The 24,819-nt window shown below is 67.7% G+C and carries 19 protein-coding genes; 5 read left to right on the forward strand and 14 right to left on the reverse strand.

The genetic code is table 11. From position 1 onward, the window contains the following. Positions 1-14 precede the first annotated feature (14 nt). The 7 genes from LK409_RS02730 to LK409_RS02760 form a co-directional block, all read right to left on the reverse strand. Positions 15-6,662 carry a retention module-containing protein gene (locus LK409_RS02730; protein ID WP_010927777.1) on the reverse strand — a complete coding sequence of 2,216 codons (6,648 nt, stop codon included), beginning with the start codon at positions 6,660-6,662 and terminating at the stop codon, positions 15-17. A gap of 234 nt (positions 6,663-6,896) precedes the next feature. Continuing rightward, positions 6,897-7,562 (reverse strand): response regulator transcription factor, encoded by a 666-nt coding sequence (locus LK409_RS02735; RefSeq protein ID WP_010927778.1) that lies wholly within the window; start codon positions 7,560-7,562, stop codon positions 6,897-6,899. A gap of 21 nt (positions 7,563-7,583) precedes the next feature. Continuing rightward, complete coding sequence (locus LK409_RS02740; protein WP_003809053.1) at positions 7,584-9,026, reverse strand: HlyD family type I secretion periplasmic adaptor subunit; 1,443 nt, start codon at positions 9,024-9,026, stop codon at positions 7,584-7,586. Positions 9,027-9,028: 2 nt separating this feature from the next. Continuing rightward, positions 9,029-11,203, reverse strand: a complete 2,175-nt coding sequence (locus tag LK409_RS02745; RefSeq protein WP_010927779.1) for a type I secretion system permease/ATPase — start codon at positions 11,201-11,203, stop codon at positions 9,029-9,031. Continuing rightward, complete coding sequence (locus tag LK409_RS02750; RefSeq protein ID WP_003809056.1) at positions 11,181-11,396, reverse strand: hypothetical protein; 216 nt, start codon at positions 11,394-11,396, stop codon at positions 11,181-11,183. Before LK409_RS02750 ends, LK409_RS02745 begins: the two co-directional genes overlap by 23 nt. 10 nt (positions 11,397-11,406) lie before the next feature. Beyond that, entirely contained in the window at positions 11,407-12,876 is a 1,470-nt protein-coding gene (locus LK409_RS02755) for a TolC family outer membrane protein (RefSeq protein ID WP_010927780.1), read from the reverse strand. Positions 12,877-13,227: 351 nt separating this feature from the next. Beyond that, positions 13,228-14,520 carry a TIGR03862 family flavoprotein gene (locus LK409_RS02760; RefSeq protein ID WP_076879797.1) on the reverse strand — a complete coding sequence of 431 codons (1,293 nt, stop codon included), beginning with the start codon at positions 14,518-14,520 and terminating at the stop codon, positions 13,228-13,230. Between the two features lie 152 nt (positions 14,521-14,672). Here LK409_RS02760 and LK409_RS02765 point away from each other — a divergent pair, with 152 nt between their 5' ends. Beyond that, a complete protein-coding gene (locus LK409_RS02765) occupies positions 14,673-14,999 on the forward strand; it encodes an ArsR/SmtB family transcription factor (protein WP_010927782.1) in 327 nt (108 codons plus the stop codon). Further along, positions 14,996-16,276 (forward strand): arsenic transporter, encoded by a 1,281-nt coding sequence (locus tag LK409_RS02770; RefSeq protein ID WP_003809064.1) that lies wholly within the window; start codon positions 14,996-14,998, stop codon positions 16,274-16,276. Before LK409_RS02765 ends, LK409_RS02770 begins: the two co-directional genes overlap by 4 nt. Before the next feature lie 40 nt (positions 16,277-16,316). Here LK409_RS02770 and LK409_RS02775 read toward each other — a convergent pair whose 3' ends face one another. Genes LK409_RS02775 through LK409_RS02795 form a run of 5 tightly spaced genes read right to left on the reverse strand, consistent with a single transcriptional unit; the run spans position 16,317 to position 21,345 of the window. Beyond that, positions 16,317-17,282 carry a Bug family tripartite tricarboxylate transporter substrate binding protein gene (locus LK409_RS02775; RefSeq protein WP_003809067.1) on the reverse strand — a complete coding sequence of 322 codons (966 nt, stop codon included), beginning with the start codon at positions 17,280-17,282 and terminating at the stop codon, positions 16,317-16,319. Positions 17,283-17,325: 43 nt separating this feature from the next. After that, positions 17,326-18,462, reverse strand: a complete 1,137-nt coding sequence (locus LK409_RS02780; RefSeq protein WP_003809070.1) for a CaiB/BaiF CoA transferase family protein — start codon at positions 18,460-18,462, stop codon at positions 17,326-17,328. A 29-nt stretch (positions 18,463-18,491) separates the two neighbouring features. After that, positions 18,492-19,547: a hypothetical protein gene (locus LK409_RS02785; RefSeq protein ID WP_010927783.1), complete on the reverse strand. Its 1,056-nt coding sequence runs from the start codon at positions 19,545-19,547 to the stop codon at positions 18,492-18,494. 14 nt (positions 19,548-19,561) lie between these two features. Further along, entirely contained in the window at positions 19,562-20,209 is a 648-nt protein-coding gene (locus LK409_RS02790) for a TetR/AcrR family transcriptional regulator (protein ID WP_003809074.1), read from the reverse strand. Positions 20,210-20,211: 2 nt separating this feature from the next. Beyond that, complete coding sequence (locus LK409_RS02795; protein ID WP_010927785.1) at positions 20,212-21,345, reverse strand: acyl-CoA dehydrogenase family protein; 1,134 nt, start codon at positions 21,343-21,345, stop codon at positions 20,212-20,214. Between the two features lie 214 nt (positions 21,346-21,559). Here LK409_RS02795 and LK409_RS02800 point away from each other — a divergent pair, with 214 nt between their 5' ends. The 3 genes from LK409_RS02800 to LK409_RS02810 are packed head-to-tail and all read left to right on the forward strand — an operon-like array spanning position 21,560 to position 23,174. After that, on the forward strand, positions 21,560-22,297 hold the full coding sequence (locus LK409_RS02800) for an SDR family oxidoreductase (protein ID WP_010927786.1): 738 nt from the start codon (positions 21,560-21,562) through the stop codon (positions 22,295-22,297). Between the two features lie 2 nt (positions 22,298-22,299). Then, positions 22,300-22,635, forward strand: coding sequence for a DMT family transporter (locus LK409_RS02805; protein WP_003819574.1), 336 nt, complete (start codon positions 22,300-22,302; stop codon positions 22,633-22,635). After that, positions 22,632-23,174 (forward strand): TetR/AcrR family transcriptional regulator, encoded by a 543-nt coding sequence (locus LK409_RS02810; RefSeq protein ID WP_010927787.1) that lies wholly within the window; start codon positions 22,632-22,634, stop codon positions 23,172-23,174. Before LK409_RS02805 ends, LK409_RS02810 begins: the two co-directional genes overlap by 4 nt. 72 nt (positions 23,175-23,246) lie before the next feature. Here the strand turns inward: LK409_RS02810 and LK409_RS02815 are convergent, their stop codons facing one another. Further along, positions 23,247-24,044 (reverse strand): hypothetical protein, encoded by a 798-nt coding sequence (locus tag LK409_RS02815; RefSeq protein WP_226376505.1) that lies wholly within the window; start codon positions 24,042-24,044, stop codon positions 23,247-23,249. Next, positions 24,005-24,532 (reverse strand): hypothetical protein, encoded by a 528-nt coding sequence (locus LK409_RS02820; protein WP_010927789.1) that lies wholly within the window; start codon positions 24,530-24,532, stop codon positions 24,005-24,007. The genes LK409_RS02815 and LK409_RS02820 overlap by 40 nt, the downstream gene beginning before the upstream one ends. Between the last annotated feature and the right edge of the window lie 287 nt (positions 24,533-24,819).

Here is a 24,819-nt window from a genome sequence, read left to right on the forward strand (position 1 = left end):
CCCGCGCACCGGGCTTACTGGTCAACTTGCAGCTTGTGGCGGCTGAGCAGGTCCTGGATGATGGCGGCGTCGTCCTTGGTGCCGCCAGCGGTCAGGTCGATGTTCTCCAGCACGATGGTCTGGTCCGCGCCCTGGGTGTTGACATGCCCCTGGGTGTTGACCTGGATCACCGTGTCCTGCCCATCGCTGGAGAACTTCAGGAACTGCGTCAGGTTGCCGCTGTTCTCGCCCTGCAGCAGCTCGCCCAGGTCCAGCACGTCGCCGCCGTCGGCAATGTCGGCGTTGGAGAAGTCCTTGATCGTGTCGCGCGCCGGCGCGCCCACCACGCCCTGGTCGTTGAGCTCCCACTTGAAGGTGTCGCTGCCGTCACCGCCGTACAGGATGTCATCGCCCTGGCCGCCGATCAGCAGATCCTTGCCTTCGCCGCCATGCAGCTCGTCGCTGCCGGCGCCGCCATGCAGCTCGTCGTTGCCGCCGCGCGTATCGCCATCCACGTCAAACAGCGCGTGGTTCTCCGAGATGTACTTGTGCAAGTCGGCATCGGTGGGCTGCACGCCGTTCTTGAGGAACAGGAAGTCCTTGAGCGCCTCCAGGCCCGAACCGTTGGGCAGGTCGGCCGGCTTGGCCGGATTGCCCGCCACGCCCCACGGCAGGTTGTCGGTGTTGATCGCGTCGCCGAACAGGATGTCGTTGCCGTCGCCGCCATACAGCTTGTCGTTGCCGACCGGCGCCAGCTCGGTGCTCTGGCTGCCGCCGATCAGGGCCGACTCGAGGTCCGACGGATCGAGCACGGTCTGCGAGTTGCCGGTGCGGCCCGACGTGTAGCTGCGGATGGTGTCCACTGTGGCATAGAACTGGCCGCCGCCGCTGTTGTCGTTGACGATGAACTGGAATCCGTACTGGCCGGGGCCGTGGATACCCGTGCGAGTGCTGGCGTCGGTGCCGCGCTCGACCTCGTTCCACTGCGTGCCGTCCCACTTCATCAGGACCCATTCGAACTTGTCGGCCGGGTTCTTGTTGCCCATGCTGAGCGCGAAGCTGAACGAGGCGCCGCCGGCGCTGGTGACGTTCATCCTGTGGTCGGGGTTCATGGTTACCTTGAACGCCTGGCCATCCGCGGTCGTATCCGTGATACGCATCGCGTTGTCGTTCTTGGTCACCGTGCCGGTGCCGTCCTTGTCCCAGGTGTTGACGTTGTTGGCGTTCGAGTTGCCGGAGAAGTTGACGTGGGTTTCCTGGCCGCCCGTGTAGTAGCCGCCGGTGTTGTCGTACTTGTTCAGCGTGGACGTGGAAACGCCCGAGCCGATCCCGATGCCATGCACATCGCTGATCGCGGCCAGCTCGGCGAATTCGTTGTCGCGGTTGTAGCTCCACTCGGTGCTGGGTTCGCCGTCGGTCAGGAAGAACGTCAGGTTCTTGTAGGGCTTGCCTTCGCTGTCCACCGTGGGCTGGCCTTCGAACCACTGCGTGGTCCGGTCGAACGCCGCGCCGTACGGCGTGGCGCTGCTGGCCTTCAGGCCCATCAGGATGTCGACCATCTCATCGACGTTTTCCGGCGTCAGGCCCGTGATCGACTTCTTCAGCGCGCTGCTGGAGCCGTTGAAGGTGATCAGCGACACGTTGATTTCGCCGTCATGGACGGCCAGCTGGTTCTCCAGCAGGGCCTTGAGCGCGTCCTTGGCGGTTTGCAGGCGGGTCGGCTTGTTCGAGCCCGAACCCCACTTGTCGTTCATCGAGTCGGACAGGTCCAGCACCAGCGCGATGTTGTAGCTGGTGCCCGCGGTCACGTTCTGCTTGATGCCGCCCTGGTCGCCCAGCATCACATCGTTGCCGGCGCCGCCGGTGATGGTGTTGTTGTCGTTGGATCCGGCCACGAACTGGTCGATGTTGATCGTCAGCGTGGTGGAGGTCAGGTCGCCATCGGCGTCGCGCACCGTGTAGGTGAACACGTCCTGGCCGTCGCCCGGCAAGGCGCCCTGGCCGCTGGCGTTGGCCTTGTAGCTGTAGCTGCCGTTGGCATTGAGCGTCAGCTTGCCGTACAGGCCGTCGATGGCCTGGCCCACCTTGCCGTGCGAGATGGCGCCGGTATCGCCGGCCGCCACGCCCACGATGGCGCCGGCATGGTGCCAGCCGTCGGCGCTGGTGTCGTTGGCCAGCACGCCGTCGGCGGCGGACACGTTCTGGGTCACGCCTTCGGTGACGTTGTCCAGGTCGGCGTGCGCCGTCGGCACCGAGTCCAGGATCTGGATGACCAGGTCGCCGCTGCGCTCCTGGCCGTCGCTGTCCGTGACCGTGACCGTGAAGTCGTCGTGCACGCTGTTCTTGCCGTTGCCGTGGTTATGGGCCTGGCCCTTCTCGGTGTAGGTGTAGCTCAGCGCGCCGCTCTGCGGGTCGTAGCCGGTCACGATCAGCGTGCCTTTGCCGGTGTGGAAGGTGACCGGGTTGCCCGCCGTGGCGTTCGTGACGTCCGTGCCGTTGACGGACACGCTCACGACGGCGAGCGCCGTGGAGAGCATGACCGAGCCGCCGACGGTATCGCCCGAGTCTTCCATGACCCGGTTGAACGCGTCCACGACGGCCGCCTCGGCGCCGGAGGTGACGTCGAATTCAGTCTGCGCGGGGTCGCCGTCGCCGTCGGTGCCGGTGACGTGTACCGTGAAGTCCATGTCATCGGCCGGCACGCTGTTGGTGTACGACAGCGTCGTCAGCGAGACCTTGAGGCCGCCGACGCCTTCCAGGGTCGCGGTGCTGAACTCGCCGAACGAGATGGGCGGGACCGCGGCGGCCGCGGCTGCCTGGATCTGGTCCTGCGTGATGCTCAGCGACGTATCGCCCGCATTGACCGGAACCGTGAGAGTCAGCGTATTGACGCCGTCGAACAGCGTGACCTTCACCGACCCCGGGTTGTTCACCGTGGCGATGCCGAAGTTGAAGTTCAGCATGGGGGACTCAAAGGTCATCTGGAAACTTTCGCCGCCTTCGAACCAGGTATTGCCGATGCCGAACTCATGGCTGACGTTCGGAACGTTCGATCCCTTGCCGTTGAACTGTACCTGCTGGTTGCTGTGCAGTACCGTTACCGATGCAATGCCGAAGTCGTAGCTGGCCTGCGGCGAGTTGGTGATCTGCGAACCCATGTTCACGGACTCGGTCGTTCCGGGCCGGGTCGCCAGCTGATCGACCGTATAGGTGCCGTCGGTGTTCAGCGTGACCGTGAACACGTGCGTGCCGTCCGGCGAGAAGATGTTGACGGACGCGTTGTTCATCGCGCTCGTCGTCCAGTCGTTCGGCAGGCCGGTGATGCCGGTGATGTTCAGCGAACCCACGCCGTCGGCGCCGCTTTCGAACTCCAGCGTGCCGGTCTGCGTCTGGCCCGCCTCGTTGGCCAGCACGGTATCGGTCACCGTCTGGAACGTCGGCACGTCATCGACGATGGTGATATTGAACGAGCTGCTCGTTTCGCTGTCGCCGTTGCCGGTGACCGTGACGCCGATGTTGTCGGTGATGGTGTCATTGCCCGGCTGGCTGTGCGTCTGCGCCTCGTTCAGCGTGTAGCTGAACGTGATGTCGGCGCTCTTGCCGTCGGCCGAAGGCGTATAGCCCGTGATCGTCAGCGTGCCCTCGGTCGTATTGATGGCCGGCAGGCTGCTCAGGTCGCCGCTCAATTGCGCGACCGTGAAGGTCTGGCCGCCGATGGTGACGCTGCTGATGCCGTCGCTGGCCGACACGGTGATCGTGCCGCCGGTGGTTTCGCTGTCGTCGGCCGCATTGTCCAGGCCGGCTTCGTACACCTTGCCGTCGTCGGCGCCCAGGTTCACGGAGATCGCGCCGGTGTCGTTGACGCCCGTTACGGTGACCGTGAGGGTCGTCGTGGAGGTGCCGCCTTCGCCGTCGGAAACCGTGTAGCTGATGGACGTCTCGACACTGTCGCCCTGGGCCAGGTGCTGGAAGGCATTGCCCGGGTTGAAGGAGTAGGTGCCGTCGGCGTTGAGCGTGAAGGTGCCGCCGTTGTCGCCGGCGATGGCCACGCCCACGTTGGCGGGCTGGCCGTTGACCGCGGAGACGTGCAGGTCGTCGTTGTCCGGATCGGTGTCGTTCCTGAGTACGCCCTGGGCCGGGTCGGTGACCGTCAGGGTGGTGTCCTCGTCGGTCGTGCCGGTGTCGGCCACGGCGGTCGGGGCGGGGTTGTTCACGTCCCACTCGAAGGTCTGGCTGACCGAGGCGCCGTTGGCGTCGGTGGCGGTGATCTCGACGGTGTAGACGCCGTCATTGTTCGCGCCGCCTTGCGAGGCCGAGTTATCCAGCGTGCCCGAGATGATGCCGGTGGCCGGATCCAGGGTCAGGCCCGGGGGCAGGCCGTCGGCGGTGAAGGTCAGCGTGTCGCCGTTGTCGACGTCCTCGAACTGGCCGGAGATATCGACCGGGGTGATGGCTTCGCCGTCGTTGTTGGCCTGGTCGTCCAGGGTGACGTTCGGGGTGAGCGTGGGCGCGTCGTTGGTGCCGGTGACGGTGACCGTCAGCGTGGCCGAGGAGGTGCCGCCTTCGCCGTCGGAGACGGTGTAGGTGATGGAGGTCTCGGCGGTGGCGTCCTTGGCCAGGTTCTGGAAGTCAGGGCCCGGGTTGAAGGTATAGGTGCCGTCGGCGTTGAGCGTGAAGGTGCCGCCGTTGTCGCCGGCGATGGCCGCGCCCACGTTGCCGGGCTGGCCGTTGACCGCGGAGACGTGCAGGTCGTCGTTGTCCGGATCGGTGTCGTTCTTGAGCACGCCCTGGGCCGGGTCGGTGACCGTCAGGGTGGTGTCCTCGTCGGTCGTGCCGGTGTCGGCCACGGCGGTCGGGGCGGGGTTGTTCACGTCCCACTCGAAGGTCTGGCTGACCGAGGCGCCGTTGGCGTCGGTGGCGGTGATCTCGACGGTGTAGACGCCGTCATTGTTCGCGCCGCCTTGCGAAGCCGAGTTGTCCAGGGTGCCGGAGATGATGCCGGTGGCTGGATCCAGGGTCAGGCCGGGGGGCAGGCCGTCGGCGGTGAAGGTCAAGGTATCGCCGGTATCCGGGTCGGTGAATTGACCCGAGATATCGACCGGAGTGATGGCTTCGCCGTCGTCGTTGGCCTGGTCGTCCAGGGTCACGCCCGGGGTCAGAATGGGCGCATCATTGCCGCCTGCGACGGTGATGGTCAGCGTGGCCGAGGAGGTGCCGCCTTCGCCGTCGGAGACGGTGTAGGTGATGGAGGTCTCGGCGGTGGCGTCCTTGGCCAGGTTCTGGAAGTCAGGGCCCGGGTTGAAGGTATAGGTGCCGTCGGCGTTGAGCGTGAAGGTGCCGCCATTGTCGCCGGCGATGGCCGCGCCCACGTTGGCGGGCTGGCCGTTGACCGCGGAGACGTGCAGGTCGTCGTTGTCCGGGTCGGTGTCGTTCCTGAGCACGCCCTGGGCCGGGTCGGTGACCGTCAGGGTGGTGTCCTCGTCGGTCGCGCCGGTGTCGGCCACGGCGGTCGGGGCGGGGTTGGTCACATCCCACTCGAAGGTCTGGCTGACGCTCTTGCCGCCCGAGTCGGTGGCCGTGATGGTGACGGTATAGACGCCGTTGTTGCCGCCTTGCGAGGCGGAGTTATCCAGCGTGCCGGAGATGATGCCGGTGGCCGGATCCAGGGTCAGGCCCGGGGGCAGGCCGTCGGCGGTGAAGGTCAGCGTGTCGCCGTTGTCGATGTCCTCGAACTGGCCGGAGATGTCGACCGGGGTGATGGCTTCGCCGTCGTCGTTGGCCTGGTCGTCCAGGGTCACGCCCGGGGTGAGCGTGGGCGCGTCGTTGGTGCCGGTGACAGTGACCGTCAGCGTGGCCGTGGAGGTTGCGCCGGACGGGTCGGTAATCGTATAGGTGATGGTGGTGGTGGTCGTCTGGCCTTCGCCCAACGACTGGTGCTCATTGCCCGGCACGAAGGTGTACGAGCCGTCGGGCTGCACCGTGAACGTGCCGCCGCCGCTGCCGGGCAGCGTCAGGCCGCCGGAAGTCATCGGCCGGCCATTGACGGAAACCACGGCCAGCGGATCGCCGTCGGGGTCGGAGTCGTTCAGCATCAGGTTGCCGCGCAGCGTCTGGCCCTGGCGGGTCTGGCCCAGGTCGTCCAGCGCGTTGGGTGCCTGGTTGGCGGGCGCGGGCGCGGCTTCGTCATCGGCGCCGGCGGTGGCGCCGCCCAGGAAGGTGCGCACACCGTCTTCGCCGCGGCCCGGATTCGGGTACGCCAGGTCCATCGGGGTGGTGCTTTCGAGAATCTTGGCCAGGCGCACGAAGCTGCTGCCGGCGCTGTCGCCGCTGCCGCCGATGACCGCGGCGGTGGGATCCAGTTCGTCGAACGGGTCGCGGCCATCCTGCAGGGCGGCCAGCAGGCGTTCGGAGTCGGTCGTGGTCGGCAGGGCCACCGCGGCCTCGGAAGCGTCGCCGCCGCCGCCGTTCAGGTCCGGCGTGACGGCCACTTCGCGCCCTTCGCCGATCACCAGGGGCATGCCGCCATCGACCTGCAGGGCCACCGTGGAGCCCGAGGCCGTGACGATGTCGCTGCCCTGCGGCACCTTGCTGCCCTCATGCAATTCGGTCAGCGAACCATCGCTGTTGCGTATCCAGGCACGGCCGGTGACGGCGGTGACGACAGCGGGGGAAGAATTGGCCATGGCGATCCACTCCGGGATTGACTGAGATGACCATGATGGTACGGACGCGCCGCCGTCCCGGGTATTGTCCGCGAGGACAGGTTCGCGAGGAGAATTTCAGGGGCGGGGAGGGTGGTGCGGGGGGGCGTGGTGCCTGTCCCCGCGGGGACGGATACCGTCTTAGGAGCGGGGAGGGTGGTGCGGGGGAACGTGGTGCCTGTCCCCGCGGGGACAGGCACCCAGGCCGCAGGCGCCTTAACGGCCGTCAGTCCCCGTGCGGGGGGCAGGCGTACGGGTGGAAATGCCGTGCACGCACAGCGCCAGTTGCAGGCGGTCCGAGACGCCCAGTTTTTCGAAGGCGGCCGACAGGTGCGCCTTGACCGTGCGTTCGGTGATGCCCAGTTCGCCGGCGATGTCGGCGTTGGAATCGCCGTGGGCCGCGCGCAGCGCCACCGCGTTCTCGCGCTCGGTCAGGCGGTCGTGCTGCCAGGGGGCCGGCGCGCTGGGCACGCGTTCGTCCACCAGCTTGAGCAGGCGGGTGACCAGCGAGCGGCCCATCCAGATGCCGCCGCCGGATACGACCTCGAGCACCTGCATCAGCGAGGCCAGCGGGGCGTGGCTGTGGCAGTAGCCGTAGGCGCCCGCGGCAAAGACCTGGGTGCCCTGGGCGTCGCTGGGCCGCGAGCTGGCGACCACCAGGCGCAGGCCGACGGTAAGCTCCTGCCATTGCGGGGCGTCCCAAGCCGGCAGGCGCGCCACGCTGGCGTCCAGGACCACCAGCTGGCGGCCCTGGCCCTGCCATTGCTGCAGCGAGGCCAGGCCGCGCCCGCGCGCCGGCAGCCAGCGCGCCGCGTCCAGGCCGCGCCAGTGTTGCCAGAGCAAATCGTCATCGGTAACCAACAGAACCGGAGTGGCGTGCATACTCAACCTCGCAGATCTCCCTCAACGTTCGGTAAACGCGTTTTCCTTGGCGCGCAGGATGGGCTTGAGCAGGTATTGCAGCACCGTGCGCTTGCCCGTCAGGATGTGGACTTCGGCCACCATGCCAGGGATGATGGGCAGTTTCCTGTCGCCCAGCGTGGCGCTGTTGGTGCGCACACGCACGATGTAGAACGAATTGCCTTTCTCGTCGGTGACCGTGTCGGCGCCGATCTGCTCCACATGTCCTTCCAGCCCGCCGTAGATGGCGAAGTCGTAGGCGGTGAATTTCACCTCCGCCTTCTGGTCGGGATGCAGGAAGCCGATGTCGCGCGGCAGCACCCGCACTTCCAGCAGCAGGGTGTCGTCGGTCGGGACGATTTCGATGATGTCCTTGCCCGGCTGCACCACGCCGCCCACCGTATTGGAGAACAGCGATTTGACGGTGCCGCGCACCGGGGAGCGGATGTCGGCCAGCTTGACGCGGTCGGCCAGGGCGGCCTGGCCCTCGCGCAGGGTGGCCAGCTTGGTGTTGGTTTCGGACAGTTCGCTGCGCGCCTGGTTGCGGATGTTCAGTTCCGCTTCCTGCAGCTTGCTCTGCGCTTCCTTGATCGAGGCGCCGATGCGGTCGATCTGCGCCTCGGCGCCTTTCTGCTCGCCGCAGTAGCGCGCCACGTCGCGCTGCAGGCGCAACAGGTCCACTTCCGAGACAGCGCCGCTCTTGAGCAGCGGGCGGGTAACCTGCAGCTCGCGCGAGGTCAGCCCGCAGCTGGCCGAGGCCTGGTCGCGCTTGGCGATGGTTTCGCGCAGCTCTTCCTCGCGCTGCTTGAGCTGTTCCCTGGCCACGTTGACGGTGGCGTTCAATTCGCTGGTGCGCGCCTGCCAGGTATTGCGCTCCATCTCGACGATGGCGGGGGCTTCCTGCAGCACTTTCTCGGGCGCCACGAACGGCTCACCGGTGGCCAGCGCCTTCAGGCGGGCCGCCTTGGCCAGCAGCGACAGGTATTCGGCGTTGTTCTCGCCCAGCGATGAGGCAAAGCGCGTCGGGTCGATCTTCAGCAGCACCTGGCCGGTCTCGACGGCCTCGCCGGGACGCACCAGGATTTCCTCGACGATGCCGCCGTCCAGGCTTTGCACGATCTGCACCTGGCGCGACGGCACCACCTTGCCCTCGCCGCGCACCACTTCGTCGATGTAGCCGAAGCCGGCCCACAGCAGCAGCGCCAGCGTGGCCAGCAGCGAGGCCCACAGCAGCACGCGCGAGCCGCGCGCGTCGGCCTGGCGGATGGCCCATTCGGCGTTGCCCACGTAGTTGGCCGGGCTGGGCCCGTCCTTGCGTTCGGCGCCGTCGAGCAGGCGGTCGAACAGGCCCATGATCCAGCCGCGCGGCACGCGCCACAGCGCGCCCAGCAGCGAGCCCTGGCGCGCCGGCGGCGCGGCAAGCGTGGCGTTCTGCGTGTTCTGCATGCTCAGCTCCCGCGGCCCACGCGGCCCTGGCGCAGCGCTTCCACCACCTGCTCCTTCGGGCCGTCGGCCACGATATGGCCGTTGTCGATGACGATCAGGCGCTCGACCAGGTCGAGCAGGGCGGTGCGGTGCGTCACCAGCAGGATGGTCTTGTCGGCGCTGGCGGCCTTCAGGCGCTTGCGCAGCTGCGATTCGCTCTGGTGGTCCATGTTGCTGCTGGGCTCATCCAGCAGCAGGATGGGCGGGTCGTTGATCAACGCGCGCGCGATCGCCACCGACTGGCGCTGGCCGCCCGACAGGGACTCGCCGCGCTCGCCGATCATCATGTCGAAACCGTTGGGGTGCACGTTGGCGAACTCGGTCACGCCGGCCGCGTTGGCGGCGGCCAGGATGCTGGCATCGTCGGCGTGCGGCGCGCCCATGGCCAGGTTGTGCCTGAGGCTGCCGTAGAACAGCACCGGATCCTGCGGCACATGGCCGATGGCGCGGCGCAGGTCGGCCGGGTCGATCTGGCGCACGTCCACGCCGTCGACCAGCACCGCGCCCTCGGTCGGCTGGTACAGGGCCAGCGCCAGCTTCTCCAGCGTGGTCTTGCCCGAGCCGATGCGGCCGATGACGCCCACTTTCTCGCCCGGAGCCAGCTTGAACGACACCTTCTTCAGGGCCGGCTGGCTGGCGCCCGGGTAGGCGAACGTCACGTCGCGGAACTCGATGCCGCCCTGGAACACCGGGCGGTGCAGGAATTCGGTGCCGGCGGGGCGCTCCACCGGCAGGTTCATGTAGTTGTCGATCGATCCCAGCGAGGTGCGCGCGTTCTGGTATTGCATCAGCAGGGCGGCGACCTGGCCGAACGGCGTCAGGCAGCGGCCGGCGATCATCGAGGCGGCGATGATGCCGCCCATGGACATGGCCGACTCCTGGGCCTGGAATACGCCGATGATGACCACCGCCACCGAAACCAGCTGCTGCATGGCCTGCACGAAACCGACCGTCGAGGCCGAGATCAGCTTCAGCTTGCCGCCGTTCTGGGCGATGAACTCGGTCGAACGCTCCCAGTTGCGCTGGATCGCGCCCTGGCCGTTGAGGGTCTTGACGGCCTCGAAGCCGGCCAGCGCCTCGACCAGGGTGGCGTTGCGCTGCGCCGAGGCCTGGTACGAGGCCATGGTCAGCGTTTCCATGCGCGCCTGCGCCGCCAGCGACACCAGCAGGATCAGCGCGATGGCCACCAGCGGCGGGGCGATCAGCCAGGGCGAGATCCACGCCAGCGCGGCCAGGAACAGCAAGGTGAACGGCAGGTCCACCAGGGTGGTGATGCTGGCCGAGGCGATGAAGTCGCGGATCGATTCGAACGAGCGCAGGTTGGCCGCGAACGAGCCCACCGACACCGGCCGGCCCTCCATCCGCAGGTCCAGCACGCGCTCCATGATCTGGGCCGACAGGCGGATGTCCACGCGCTTGCTGGCGCTGTCGACGACATGCGCGCGGGCGGTGGTCAGCACGAGGTTGAACAGCACTACCAGGCCGATGCCCAGCGCCAGCACCCACAGGGTTTCGATGGCGTTGTTGGGCACCACGCGGTCGTACACGTTCATGGTGAACAGCGGCATCGCCATGGCGAAGACGTTGATCAGCAGCGCGGCGATCAGCGCGTCGCGGTACAGCCGGCGGTTCTCCGCGATGGCGGCCCAGAACCAGTGGCGGCTGCGCACCTTGACGACTTCCGGCGCGCGCGCGTCGAAGCGGAACTGCGGCCGTACGAAACAGGCCAGGCCGGTGTAATCCTCCTGCAGCAGGTCGGCGTCCATCTCCACGGCGCTGGCGCCCAGCTCGGGATGGCTGATCAGGTATTTGCCGCCCGGCGCCGTGCCCAGCAGCAGGCAGGCGCGTTCGCCGCGCAGCAGCAGGATGGCCGGCAGCAGTTCGGGCGAGATTTCATCGAGCGTGCGCTTGACGGTGCGCGCCGACATCTGCGCGCGCGCGGCGGCGCGCGGCAGCAGCGCCGGCGTCAGGCGGTGCTCGACCAGCGGCAGGCCGGACGACGGCGCCTGCGCGGTGGCGGGCACCCCGTGGATGCGCGTCAGCTCGACCAGGCAGTCGAGCAGCGGGTCTTCGTGGGATGCGTGGGGATCCGCGCGCCAGCTGCGGGTGGCGGGATCAGAGAACTTGTCCGTCGTCATCGTCCAGCAGATCGAGATCCTCGGCAAGACGGGCCCGATGCCGCTTGCGCTCGGTGAGTTTGCGTTGCGCCTGCGGGGGCAGGTCGGTCAGGCGCAGGGTTCCGTTCTTGATGAGGGCGTCGATCAAGTCTTCGAGGACGCGGACAAAGTCCGCGTCCAGCTTGGAAAAGCCGTTGTCGTTGCTGGCGGACATGGACGGGGCGTCAGGGCCGGGCCTTGTCGGCCGGCACGAACGTCGGCGGCTTGGCGCCGCTGTTGTAGATCACCTGCACAGGCGCCAGGCGCGATACATCGGGCACGGGCGAGTTGCACAGCTTGAGCACTTCGTCGGTCGTCTCCAGCACGGCGTTCTCTTCCGGCATTTCGTCGCGCGCCGGCTGCACGGACAGCGCCGGCAGGATCTTGTGCGACAGCGCCAGCCAGCGGTACTGCGCCAGCTGCAGGTCGGCCATGCCGTTGGCCAGGGCGCGGCGCGATTCGAACAGTTCGTTTTCCGTATCCAGCAGGTCCAGCAGCGAACGCTGGCCGATCTGGAACTGCTCGCGGTAGGCGTTGCGCACCTTGGCGGTGGCGATCTCGTGGTCGCGCAGGAAGGGGATCTGCTCGCGCAGGCGCACGATGTTGTTCCAGGCCACGGCCAGGTCCTGCTGCACGTTGCGGCAGGTGTAGTCGCGCACGTCGCGCGCCGCGTACGACTGCTCGGCGGTCTGGCGCACGCGGGCCGAATCGGCGCCGCCGCGGTACAGGTTGTAGCTCATCACCAGCTGCACGCTCGAGCTTTGCACGTCGCGGTACTGCGGCTCGGGCTGTTCGCGGTCGCGGCCGGTGGCGGCCACGAACTCGAACTTGGGCGAGAAGGCGCCCTTGGCCGAGGCCACGCCGGCGTTGGCCGCCTGCAGGTAGGCCTGCTTGGCCAGGAAGCTGGGGTTCATGCGCAGCGAGTCGTCGAAGTTGGCCGGCTGCTGCGGCAGCTTGCCCGCCACGTCGGGAACGGGCTGCAGATCGACCGCGGGCGTCATGCCCGTGATGCGTTGGAAGCGCTGCTGCACGTCGATCAGGTTGGCGCTTTCGGTCATCAGGTTGGTCTGCGCCAGCGCCAGGCGGCCGCCGGCCTGTTCCAGGTCCACGCGGCGGCCCACGCCCGATTCGGCGTGTTCGCGGATCTGCTTGAGCGTATCCTCGTGCAGCGAATAGTTCTGGCGCGCCAGCAGTTCCATTTCGCGGTAGCGCTGCAGGTCCACATAGGCCTGTACCGCCGAGTAAGCGGTGCTGTCGCTGGTGGCCAGCAGCTCGTAGAAGCGGCCCAGCTTGTCGTAGCCGGCCTGCTTGACGTCATTGCTGGTGCGGAAACCGTCGAAAATCAGCTGGCGCAATTCCACGCTGTAGCCGGGGCGGCTCCAGTTGTACGAGCCGCGGTCCGGCACGTTGCTGCGCCATTCCTTGCCTACGAAGCCCTGGGCGTTGACCTGCGGGCGCAAACCACCGCGTGCAACATTCTGGCCTTCCATGGAGGCACGGAAGTCGTGATACTTGGCCTGGATCTCCGGGTTGCTGAGCAGCGTCTGCTCCACAACCTGGTTCAGGGTGGTACCGGCCTGTTGCTGTGCGTACGCGGCAGGCGCAAACAGGACGGCGACGATGGCGGTCGTGCGTTTGAACGAAAACGTAGGCATAGTCGGTCTCTAGTTATAGTTTGGAACAAACGGCCGACAGTTTGTACGAGAATGTTTTTTTAATCGACTAAAAATTTGTTAATTCTTTGCGTAAACACAATCTTTGCGTCATCATACCTGCAAACATACCGGGTGGTGCTTAAAAAACCATTATAAATCAATAGCATATCCGTTGTTTTCGCAGAAAATCTTTTTATTTCAAAGCGCGTCCCAGGCCGGATTAATGCTAATAATCGGCAATTTCGATGCGTTCTAGCTGATTGATTTGGTTACAAGTAACGTTTTCAACGGCGTGTGCAACTTTATGTTTCCACTGACATTTCGCGTTGGTGCGTCGATTCAAGTAACCATTTATAAACCGTCGCGCAGCCAGGCCAGCACGCCGCGGCCCGCCACCACGCCGCTGGCCATGACCGCGGTCAGCAGATAACCGCCGGTGGGCGCTTCCCAGTCCAGCATTTCGCCGGCGCAGAACACATCCGGCGCCTTGGCCAGCATCAAGCGGGCGTCCAGCGCCGCGCGCTCGACCCCGCCCGCGCTGCTGATCGCTTCGTCGATGGGGCGCGTGCGCAGCAGCCGCAGCGGCAGCGCCTTGATGCGGCGCGCCAGCAGGCCGGCATCGGCATAGGCCTCGGCGCCCGCGCATTCGCGCAGCAGGGCGGCCTTCACGCCCTTGATGCCCAGGCGGCTTTGCAGATGGCTGGACATCGAGCGCGCGCCGCGCGGATGCATCACCGCCGCCGCTACTCGCTCGGCCGGCCAATCGGGCAACAGGTCCAGCCAGGCGGTCGCCGCGCCGCGGACGTCGATGGCATCGCGCAGGCCCGCGCTGCAAGCGTAGACCAGGCTGCCCTCGATGCCGCTGTCGGTGACCACGAATTCGCCGCGCCGCCATGGCCCGTCCGGCGCCAGCGCCATCGCCACCGCCTTGGCCGGCTGGCCGGTCGCGCGCTGCCGCATAGGCTCGCTCCAGTCGGCCTCGAAGCCGCAATTGGCCGGGCGCAGCGGCGCCACCGCCACGCCGTGCTCGCGCAGCGTGGCGGTCCAGGCGCCGTCCGAGCCCAGGCGCGCCCAGCTCGCCCCGCCCAGCGCCAGCACCACCGCATCGGCCCGGACCGCCAGCGCGCCGTCCGGCGTGCCGAAGCGCAGCGCCTGCGGGCTGGCAGGTTCGCCGGCCGGCCAGCCCAGCCAGCGATGCCGCATATGAAAACCCACGCCGGCGCCGCGCAGCCGCGCCAGCCAGGCGCGCAGCAGCGGCGCGGCCTTCATCTCGCGCGGGAACACGCGCCCCGAGGTGCCCACGAAAGTCTCCACGCCCAATCCGTGCGCCCAGGCGCGCAGCGCCTGCGCATCCCACTGCGCCAGCCACTGCGCCACCCAATCGGCGCGCGCGCCGTAGCGCGCTCCGAACGCCTGCGGCGCCTCGCTGTGCGTCAGGTTCAGGCCGCCGCGCCCGGCCAGCAGGAACTTGCGGCCGACCGAGGGCATGGCGTCGTAGACATCGATGCGCAGGCCATGGCCGGCCAGCGTCTCGGCGGCCATCAGGCCGGCCGGGCCGGCGCCGATGATGGCCACGCGCGCGGCGCGCGGGGAGGGCGCGCCGGCTTGCGGCGCCGCTACGGCGGACAGGGAATCAGGGGACATGCAGGGGCGGGGAGGGCGCGGCCGGATGCCGCGATGGCGGATTTTCGCACGCCGCGCGCCCGGCTCGGCGCATCCGGCGGCCCTGCGCGTCGCGCACCGCCCCGCCGTCTTGGCGGACGAGTGCGGAATGATATTTCGACTATACTTGAAACATGGAAACCAACGCCGCCATCAAAGCCCTGGTCGTCCTGGGCCACGCGTCGCGCCTGACCGCGTTCCGCCTGCTGGTGCAGGCCGGCGCCGAAGGCGTGGCCGCCGGGCAGCTGGCGCAGGCCATGGGCATCGCGCCCTCGTCGCTGTCCTTCCATCTCAAGGAACTGGTCCAGGCCGGCCTGCTGGAGGCGCGCCAGGATGGCCGCTTCGTCATCTACGCCGCGCGCTACGACACCATGGCCGGGCTGATCGCCTATCTCACCGACAATTGCTGCCAGGGCGCGCCCTGCGACGCAGCGCCTTGCACTCGCGAACCCCGAGCATGATCACCGCCGCCGTCATTTTCCTGTTCACCCTGACGCTGGTGATCTGGCAGCCGCGCGGGCTGGGCATAGGCTGGAGCGCCTGCCTGGGCGCGGCCATTTCGCTGGCCACCGGCGTGGTGCACTGGAGCGACATCCCCGTTGTGTGGGGCATCGTCTGGAATGCCACCGCCGCCTTCATCGCCATCATCATCGTCAGCCTGCTGCTGGACGAAGCGGGCTTTTTCGAATGGGCCGCGCTGCACGTGGCGCGCTGGGGCCGCGGGCGCGGCCGCATGCTGTTCGCCTGGATCGTGCTGCTGGGCGCGGCCGTCTCGGCGCTGTTCGCCAACGACGGCGCCGCGCTCATCCTCACGCCCATCGTCATGGCCATGCTGGCCGCGCTGGGCTTTGGCGCCGGCGCCACGCTGGCCTTCGTCATGGCCGCCGGCTTCGTCGCCGACACCGCCAGCCTGCCGCTGATCGTCTCCAACCTGGTCAACATCGTCTCGGCAGACTACTTCGGCATCGGTTTCAACCGCTATGCCGCGGTGATGATTCCCGTGACGCTGGTGTCGGTGGCCGCCACGCTGGCCGTGCTGCTGCTGCGCTTTGGCGCCAGCGTGCCGGCGCGCTACGACGCCTCGCAGCTGAAAGCGCCGCGCGCGGCCATCCGCGACCCGCGCACCTTCCGCGCCGGCTGGATGGTGCTGGCCCTGCTGCTGGTGGGGTTCTTCGGCCTGGAGCCGCTGGGCGTGCCGGTCAGCGCCACCGCGGCGGCGGCCGCCGCCGTGCTGCTGGCCGTGGCCGGGCGCGGCCATTTCATCAGCACGCGCAAGGTCATGCGCGAAGCGCCCTGGCACATCGTGGTGTTCTCGCTCGGCATGTACCTGGTGGTGTTCGGCCTGCGCAATGCCGGCCTTACCCAGTCGCTGGCCGACCTGTTCGGCTGGTTCGCCTCGCACGGCCTGTGGGCCGCCACCTACGGCGTAGGCCTGGTCACCGCCTTGCTGTCTTCGGTGATGAACAACCTGCCCACCGTGCTGGTGGGCGCCCTGTCGATCGACGCCAGCAGCGCCAGCGGCGCGGCGCGCGAGGCCATGGTGTACGCCAACGTCATCGGCAGCGACCTCGGCCCCAAGATCACGCCCATCGGCAGCCTGGCAACCTTGCTGTGGCTGCACGTGCTGGCGCGCAAGGGCGTGCGCATCTCGTGGGGCTATTACTTCAAGGTCGGCATCGTGCTGACCCTGCCGGTGCTGCTGCTCACGCTGGGCGCGCTGGCGCTGCGGCTGTCGTAAGGGCAGGGCGGGGCAGGCAGCCCCGCCGCCCCGCCACCCATCACTCGGGCTGGATGTTCGCCTCGCGCATGCGGCGGCCCCAGGTGTCGAGCTGCGACTGCACGAACTGCTGCTGCTGCGCCAGCGTGTTGGGCGCCGTGGTCATGCCCAGGCCCTTGAACTTCTCCTGGATCTCGGGGCGCGCCAGCGCCTTGTTGACCGAGTCGTTCAGGCGCTGGGCGACTTCCGGCGGAATGCCGGCCGGGCCCGACAGGCCCACCCATACCACCAGGTCGAAGGCCTTGTAGTCGGTCTCGGCGAAGGTCGGCACCTCGGGCAGGTCGGGCAGGCGCTGCTCGGTGCTGACCGCCAGCGCGCGGATCTTGCCGGCGCGCAGCAGCGGCGTGGCCACCGACAGGTCGCCCAGCACGTAGTCCACCTGGCCGCCGGCCAGGTCGGTCAGCGCCGGCGGCTGGCTTTTGTACGGCACGCCTTCGGCGCGTATGCCGGCGATATTGTTGAAGGCCACCGCGCCCACCTGGCCGCCGGGCGAGCCGTAGCCGTAGTTCAGCGAGCCCGCCTTGGCCTTCTGCACCAGCTGGTCCAGCGTCTTGATGTCGCCGTCGCCGCGCACCAGCACCAGCATGGGCATGGTGGTCAGGCGCGAGATGTGCGTGAAGTCCTTCTGCGCGTCGTACGGCAGCTTCTTGAACAGGCCCGGGTTGATCGAGTTCAGCGAGCTGCTGGCGATCGTCAGCGTGTAGCCGTCGCCGGGCTGGCGCACGGCGTATTCGGTGCCGATCAGGCCTTGCGCGCCGGGCTTGTTCTCGACGATGACGTTGGCGCCCAGGTCCTTGCGCAGTTCCTCGGCGATGATGCGCGCGCTGGTGTCGGTGGCGCTGCCGGGCGAGAAGGCGGCCACGATCTTGATCGGCTTGTCGCCCGGATAGGTGTCGGCTGCGCCCGCCGTGCCGGCGGCCAGGGCCAGGACGGCGCTGGCCAGCAGCGCGGATTTGAAGCTATGCATGAGTGGTCTCCTGTGCTTTATAGGAATAGGAATGGGCAAGCGCTCAGCGCTTGGGCGGCGGGGCCGCCATTTCGCCCAGCGCGGGCGGACCGCGCCGGATCGCCGCCGGGGTGTGCGACAGCTTGATCGGAATGCCCGGGCCGGTGTAGTCGGGCTGTTGCACCACCATGCGGCGGTGCGCCGTGTGCGGCGCGGCCGCCACGGCGGCAATGTCCAGGATGGGCGCGGCCGGCACGTTCTGCGCCAGCAGCTGCTGGCCGAACGGCTCGCCGTCGACCTGCGCGAAAGCCTGCGACAGCGCGGCGTCCAGCGCCTCGCGGTTGACCACGCGCTGGCCGTTGGTGGCAAAGCGCGCGTCGGCGGCCAGCTCGGCCACGCCCAGTTGCGCGCACAGCTTGGCGAACAGCCGGTCGTTGGCCACCGCGATGAACAGCGGGCAGGTGCGCGTGCGGTACACGTTGTACGGCACGATGTTGGGGTGGCCGTTGCCGCTGGGGCCGGGCGTCTTGCCCGAGGCCAGGTAGTTGGTCAGGAACGGATGCGCCACCGAGACCGCCGAGTCGTACAGCGCCACGTCGGCCATCTGGCCGCGGCCGGTGCGGTGGCGCGCCTGCAGCGCCAGCAGCACCGCGATGGCCGCGTTCATGCCGGTGGTCAGGTCCACCACCGGCACGCCCAGGCGCACCGGCGGGCCGCCGGCCTCGCCGTTGATGCTAAGCAGGCCCGCGATGGCCTGCACCGCCGCGTCGTAGCCCGGCAGCTGGCCCAGCGGCCCGTCGTCGCCGAAGCCCGTGATGCGGCAATGCACCAGCCGGGGAAAGCGCGCGGTGATCTCGGCCGGGTCGGCAATTCCCCAGGCGCGCAGCGTGCTGGCCTTGAAATTCTCGATCAGCACATCGGCCGTCTCCAGCAGCTGCCACAGCGTCTCGCGCCCGGCCTCGCTGTTCAGGTCCAGCACCATGCTGCGCTTGTTGCGGTTGACCGCCCGGAAGTACGCCGACGCGCCGTCGACGAAGGGCGGCCCGAAACCGCGGCACTCGTCGCCTTCGGGCGACTCGATCTTGATGACCTCGGCGCCGTGGTCGCCCAGCATCTGGCCGCAGAACGGCCCGGCCAGGACGCGCGAGGCGTCGATGACGCGCAGGCCGGCCAGCGCGCCGCCGCTATCGCTGCTTTGCATATCGTGATCTCCTTTGCGCGGCGCGGCGCTCAGGCGCGCGCGATGCGCCACTCGAATTCATGGCCGGCCGCGCCGCGGCGCACCGTGCCCTGCAGCGCCAGCCGGTGGTTGTGCGCGTCCAGCGCGCCGGTCAGCAGGCCTTGCCAGGCCTGCGCCACGCAGGGGTGCGCGTCCTGCACGTCGTCCATCAGCGTCCAGCCGGCCTGCCGCACGCGCGCCTCGCCATCGGCCTCGACCACCTCGCAGGCGTCGCCCTGCGCCTGGCCCAGCGCCTGCATGAAGCGCGCGAACTGCGCCGCCGTGCCGTCGGGCTCGAACCCCAGCGCGCGCGCCGTCTCGTGGTAGAACTGCATGCCTATCATGTGCGCCGTCACGCGCAGCAGATGCGTGGCCTCGTCCGGCCCCCACAGCGTCACCGCCGTCGGCAGCGCCGTGCGCACGTATTCCATGGCGTAGTTGCGGCTGGCCTTGGCCAGGCGCGTGGCCGGCCACGTGGCGGTGGGCAGCACCGGCGCGGCCGCCGGGTCGAAATCCGGCGCGTCCTCGTTGCGCGCGAAGCGCAGCCGCTCGTGCGGCAGCAGGTCGCGGTCGTACTCGTAGTAATAGCCCTCCAGGCCCGACTGCCCGTCGGCCGCCTGCTTGGTGCACACGAAACCCAGGCGCGGGTTGTTCAGCGTCACGCCGTTCTGCGCATGCCAGCCCGCCAGCATCGCGCGCGACACCTCCGACGGAATCCCGCACAGGGCCGTGCCCGACCAGATCCAGCGCGGCGCCGAGTAGCGGATCCACGCCTTGCGGTCCGACTCGTACATGTATTGCACCGCCACGCCGCCGATATGGTTGGACAGATAGTGGTACTGCGCCGCGGCCACTGCCGGCGGCAGGTGCGCGATGCCCAGCTTCTCCAGCCCGGCCAGGAAGCGCTGGTTGCGCTGCCGGCAGAAGATCTCGTAGACCAGCTCGGCCGCGCGCGGCGTGCCGCGCCGCGTCACCGTCGACAGCACGATGCCCGTGAAATAGGCGTGATACCACTCGGCCACCGCGCGCCACGCGCGCTCATCCTGTTGCGGGTTCTGCATCATCAATTCCCAGAAAATGTTCAGATCGCCGGCAGCGGCATCACGCTGCCCACGATCGCGTCGGCAATCCCGTGCGCGATCGATTCGCGCTCGGCCTCGGTCTCGCCCTCGCGCGGGCGGTACCACAATGTCGTCCAGTTCAGCGCGCCCAGCAGCGGCTTGACCGCCAGCGCCGGCGGCGCCGCGCGAAACTGCCCGGCCGCCACGCCCGCTTCCACCACCGCGCGAAACAGCGACTCGTAGCGGTCGCGCAGTTGCACCAGCTCTTCCAGCTCGGCGCGCTGGCCCGCCGTGGTGCGCCCGGCCAGCCGCAGCTCGATGCCCTGCACCGTCACGCGCTGGTAGGGCAGGTACGCCATCATCAGGTGCGTATGCGCGTGCGCCATGTTCCACAAGCGCCGCGCCGGCGTCACCGACAGGTCCGCCGCCAGGGGCTCGACCGCGTCCAGGTTCAGCTGCATGGCGCGCCGGTGCACCGCGAAGAACAGGTCCGTCTTGCTGCGGTAGTAGTAATACACGCTGCCCTTGGTCACCCCGATCAGGTCCGCCACCGAATCGATCGTCGCGGCGCTGAACCCCATCTCGGTGAACGCCCGGGCGGCCGCGTCCAGCAGCTCCACCTGGCGCAGCGGCATCTCCTCGTACGCGACCGCGGCCCGGGCCTTCATCGTCAGCCCCGCGCCGCCAGCACGCTTTTCTTGATTGCGCGCGCTAGTACCACGCGCTGGATCTCCGAGGTCCCTTCGTAGATCTCGGTGATGCGCTGGTCGCGGTAGCAGCGCTCGGCCGCGCTCGGCTTCACGTAGCCGCGCCCGCCCAGCACCTGCATGGCGTCGTCGACCACGGTGTGCGAGACCTCGCTGGCCAGCAGCTTGGCCATCGCGCCCAGCGTGCTGATATCTTCGCCCGCGTCGTACGCGCGCGCCGCTTCGTACACCATCATCCGCGACGACGACAGGCCCGTCATTGCATCGGCCAGCTTGAAACCGATGCCCTGATGATCGATGATGCTGCGCCCGAAAGTCTCGCGCGACACCGCGAAATCGCACGCCTCGGCATACGCGCACAGCGCGATCCCGTTGGCCTGCGCCGCCACCACCACGCGCCCGATCGTCAGCGTCGCCAGGGCCAGCTTCAGGCCATGGCCCAGCTCGCCCACCAGCGCGTCCTCGGCCACCCAGGTATCCAGCTTCAGGTTGGTGGTCGTCGTGCCGCGGATGCCCATCTTGTCTTCGTAGAAATCGACCACCACGCCGTCGGCCTCGCGCGCCACCACGAACGCGCTGATGTTGTTGCGCTGCCCCTCGGGCCCCGTGCGTGCGAACACGATGAAATGGTGCGAGTGCCCGCCATTGCCCAGCCAGCACTTCTCGCCGCGGATGCGCCAGCCCGCGCCCTCGCGCTCGGCGGTGGCCTGCACCGCGCCCGCGTCCGAGCCCGCGCCGCGCTCGCTCAGCGCGAAATTCACCGCGCGGCCCTCGCGCGCCAGCCCGCCCAGCAGCACCGGAAACGCGCCCAGCGACAAGGCCGCCAGGATCGCCGCGCTCGACGCGCAGCCCTGGGCCACCGTCTCGACCACCGCGATCACCGAGGTCAGCGACGCGCCGCCGCCGCCATACTCCTTCGGCACGAACATCCCGGAAATCCCGCTCTCGCGCAGCGGCGCCAGATGCTCCTCCGGATAGCGCTGATCCCGGTCGATCTCCGCCGCCAGCGGCGCGAAGCGCTCGCGCGTCAACACCGCGGCCTTGTCCCGCCAGGCCGCCGCTTCCTGTGTCAGCGCCGGTTGCCAGATCCCATGCATAGGTTCGTCTCCGTGATACATACTACTCAGTATTTAATTTGCTGGAGAGAAAGATACTACTCAGTATTTGATAGCGGGATTGGGGAAAAACCCGCATCATACGGCCCGCCGTGCCACACCAGCCACTGCCCCGGGCGCTGCGCCAATCTTTGTTGACGCGCCATGCCGCTTCGCGTAGTCTTTTATACCGATCGGTATAAAAGAAACCGCAGACATGGAATTCCAAGGCAAGGCCGCCCTCGTCACAGGGGGCACGCGCGGCATCGGCGCCGCCATCGTCCGCCGGCTCGCGCAGAAGGGGGCCGCCGTTGCCTTCACCTCCGCCAGCTCGGATCGGGCCGCCGCCGAACTCGCACGCGAACTCGGCGCCAGCGGGGCCAGGATCCTGGCCATCAAGGCCGACAGCCGCGACCCGCTCGCCGTCCGCGCGGCGGTGGCGCAGACGGCCAGGGAACTGGGCGGCCTGGACATACTGGTCAACAGCGCCGGGGTGTTCCCCGCCGGGCCCATCGAGGACGCCACGCTCGAGCAGGGCAACGACACGCTGGCCATCCACGCGGCGGCGGTCTTCGTGGCCTCGCAGGCCGCGCTTGCCCATATGGGCGAAGGCGGGCGCATCATCTCCATCGGCTCGTGCTTCGCGCAGCGGGTGCCCTATGGCGGCGTGACGCTTTATGCGATGAGCAAATCCGCGCTGATCGGCTTCACCAAGGGCCTGGCGCGCGAGGTCGGCCCGCGCGGCATCACGGTCAACATCGTCGACCCGGGCTCGACCGACACCGACATGAACCCCGCCGACGGCCCGACGGTCAGCGCCGAGCTGGAACTCATGGCGGTCAAGCGCTACGCCCAGCCCGACGAGATCGCCGCCGCGGTCGGCTACCTGGCGGGGGCCGAGAGCCAGTTCATCACCGGCGCCTCGCTCGCCATCGACGGCGGCTTCACCGCATAGCGATGCCCATGCCTCCCCACACAGCCTGGATGCTCCTGGCGCTGGCCGGCGCCCTGGAAATCGTCTGGGCCCTGGCGCTCAAGCAGGCGGACGGACTCACCCGGCTGTGGCCCAGCCTGATCGGCATAAGCGTGGCCATGCTCAGCCTCGTCCTGCTCGCGCTCGCGCTCAGGCACCTGCCGGTGGGCACCGCCTACGCCATCTGGGTGGGCATCGGCGCCTTCGGCGTGGCGGTGTTTGGAACCCTGGTGCTGGGCGAGCCCATGTCATGGGCCAAGCTGCTGTTCCTGGCGCTGATCGGCATCGGCGTGGCGGGCCTGCGGATGATCGAACCATGAGCGCCAAACCCCGAGCCGCGCCCACCCGGAAAATCGGCCGCCCGCGCGCCTTCGACCGGGACGCGGCCCTGCTCGCGGCCATGCGCACCTTCTGGACCCAAGGTTACGAAGGCACTTCGATCCAGGACCTGGTGCAGGCCATGGGCGTGAACAAGCCCAGCCTGTATGCCACCTTCGGCTGCAAGGAAGAAATCTTTCGCGAGGCGGTCGAACTCTACGACCGCGTCGAGGGGCGCGCCACCTCGCAAAGCCTCGCGGACGCCCGCACCGCCCGCGAGGCGGTCGAGACCATGCTGCGCGCCAACGCGCGCGCCTATACCGTGGCTGAAGGACCGCGCGGCTGCATGATCGTGCTGTCATCCCTGCTGGGCGCGCCCGAGAACGCGCGCGTGCGCGCGTTCCTGGCCGACAACCGCCTGGCCGGGGAAGCCCTGCTGCAAGACCGCCTCGCGCAAGGCATCGCGCAAGGCGACCTGGCGCCCACCGCGGACAAACTCGGCATGATCATCGATGCCGCCATGCTCGCCTGGCCGGCCTGAACCCGCCCGGCGGACCGAAGACTTCGAACCCGGGCCAGCGCCCATCCACGTGCTCTGGCAGGAAGACCGGCCTCAGGTTTGACCAGACTTCTTGCGAGCGAACAAATCGATCAGTGTGCGCCGATCTTCTTCGAGCAGCGCTCGAATGTGGCTGTGTGACCTTCTGCGCGCGCGCTGATTGATCCCGTCTTCCATAAAGAATTCGCCAAGCTGGGACATGCGTTTTTCTCCGACACGGGCCTTCAGCCACGAATCGAGTGATTCGTTGTAAACCGGAAAATACATAGGGGAAGATCGATGCAAGGCATACGCCCGCAATTCCGCCAAGCGTAGCGTGTCGGCCAGATCTCGGTCGAACGTGATTAGATTTGCTACATAGAACTCGCCCAGGCCGGCCTGGCTGGAGGTATTCGACATGCGGTCCATCGATCGCAGGAGATGAAGATCCCAGGCGCAATTTCTGAGGACGGCGAGCGGCGCTGGCTTGTCATGCAAGGCATTCAGTTTCTGCGATAGCTGCGAGCGACCACCTTGGCACGGGATATCGGCACAGACGATCAGTTCGCGCAGCATCAGCGTCGACATTTCCTCGTGCATAAACTGCACGAGCGCCGTCATCTTTGCCTGTGACGATTTTTGCGACGAATATTCGATGATCTTGGTTCTGATGAGCATTGCCTCCATCAGGTCAACTTGATCCTCTATATGCTGGCCGGTGTAATCCATGTCCCGGTAAAACTCCATTAAGAACCGGTCCGCGTGAGCCTCCGCCTCCTGTCTATAGCGAGCGCGGAACGTCCGACCCCAATGCGCATCGAGCGGCTGCTGGATCAACTTGATCGCATGAAGCGCCGCCATGGTCTGGCGCACGCCGGCCAGTGTCTTGGCCCCTTGTCGCGCTGCGCTTCCCAGAGATAAAGAAACGGATTAATCCGTGAGAGTTCGTCAATAGTGAAGGCGTCGGACATGGCCTTGCAGAATTCCAGCAGTGGAGCAGCCGGTGCCTCCCGGTATGCCAACCGTTGGATGAAGCTGGCCGCATTGGAATCGACGAAGGTCGCGGTGCCCATGTGAATATTTATCGTTTCCGAAGTGGCGGCTTCATGATCGATAACCCAAAGTGACTCGCCACGAAACAGCGTCGAGACAAAGCCCTTGCTGGAAAACTGCTGGCGTCTCAGCTTGAAGGGGCCGTGACCGTCCTCAGCGGCGTAGACGATCCGCCAATCTTTCAAGAGAGCGTGGTGATGCTGGAACGCCTGCAATGCCTTGAGCGGATTGCTCGCCGTTCCAACCTGCTGAATGGCGAGCTGAACCTCAATGTCCACGTGGTGTTTGGAATGTCTTTCGAGTCTCATCAGTCTGTCGGCAGTGTTTTCTGGATTTCCGGGCACGGACGTCGGCACCTTGCCCGTAACGTGATTAGTAGGCGTCCAGCCGCCTACCGAAGAAATGCCGATGATTATGCGCCGAAGCGCCTGAAGGCGGAGAGTCCCGATGCGGCCAACCCGAGACAAACCGATGAATATCCAATTGCCTTCGAGTTCGCGTCGCTCGACTCCGCGGCGAATCCGCCGCGCCGGTCAGTCTAGCAGGTAGCGTGCACGGAGAGCCCGCCAGTCATACTGGCCACCCCGCCCCTAAA

Origin of the sequence: Bordetella parapertussis (genome assembly GCF_020735925.1) — a bacterium.
GTDB classification, from domain to species: domain Bacteria; phylum Pseudomonadota; class Gammaproteobacteria; order Burkholderiales; family Burkholderiaceae_B; genus Bordetella; species Bordetella pertussis.

Coding starts and splice junctions, on each gene's coding strand:
- LK409_RS02810 (WP_010927787.1), top strand. CDS start 22,632: ATGAGCGCCAAACCCCGAGCCGCGCCCACCCGGAAAATCGGCCGCCCG.
- LK409_RS02740 (WP_003809053.1), bottom strand. CDS start 9,026: ATGCAGAACACGCAGAACGCCACGCTTGCCGCGCCGCCGGCGCGCCAG.
- LK409_RS02820 (WP_010927789.1), bottom strand. CDS start 24,532: ATGAGACTCGAAAGACATTCCAAACACCACGTGGACATTGAGGTTCAG.
- LK409_RS02750 (WP_003809056.1), bottom strand. CDS start 11,396: ATGTCCGCCAGCAACGACAACGGCTTTTCCAAGCTGGACGCGGACTTT.
- LK409_RS02765 (WP_010927782.1), top strand. CDS start 14,673: ATGGAAACCAACGCCGCCATCAAAGCCCTGGTCGTCCTGGGCCACGCG.
- LK409_RS02735 (WP_010927778.1), bottom strand. CDS start 7,562: ATGCACGCCACTCCGGTTCTGTTGGTTACCGATGACGATTTGCTCTGG.
- LK409_RS02805 (WP_003819574.1), top strand. CDS start 22,300: ATGCCCATGCCTCCCCACACAGCCTGGATGCTCCTGGCGCTGGCCGGC.
- LK409_RS02800 (WP_010927786.1), top strand. CDS start 21,560: ATGGAATTCCAAGGCAAGGCCGCCCTCGTCACAGGGGGCACGCGCGGC.
- LK409_RS02770 (WP_003809064.1), top strand. CDS start 14,996: ATGATCACCGCCGCCGTCATTTTCCTGTTCACCCTGACGCTGGTGATC.
- LK409_RS02790 (WP_003809074.1), bottom strand. CDS start 20,209: ATGAAGGCCCGGGCCGCGGTCGCGTACGAGGAGATGCCGCTGCGCCAG.
- LK409_RS02795 (WP_010927785.1), bottom strand. CDS start 21,345: ATGCATGGGATCTGGCAACCGGCGCTGACACAGGAAGCGGCGGCCTGG.
- LK409_RS02745 (WP_010927779.1), bottom strand. CDS start 11,203: ATGACGACGGACAAGTTCTCTGATCCCGCCACCCGCAGCTGGCGCGCG.
- LK409_RS02760 (WP_076879797.1), bottom strand. CDS start 14,520: ATGTCCCCTGATTCCCTGTCCGCCGTAGCGGCGCCGCAAGCCGGCGCG.
- LK409_RS02780 (WP_003809070.1), bottom strand. CDS start 18,462: ATGCAAAGCAGCGATAGCGGCGGCGCGCTGGCCGGCCTGCGCGTCATC.
- LK409_RS02755 (WP_010927780.1), bottom strand. CDS start 12,876: ATGCCTACGTTTTCGTTCAAACGCACGACCGCCATCGTCGCCGTCCTG.
- LK409_RS02775 (WP_003809067.1), bottom strand. CDS start 17,282: ATGCATAGCTTCAAATCCGCGCTGCTGGCCAGCGCCGTCCTGGCCCTG.
- LK409_RS02730 (WP_010927777.1), bottom strand. CDS start 6,662: ATGGCCAATTCTTCCCCCGCTGTCGTCACCGCCGTCACCGGCCGTGCC.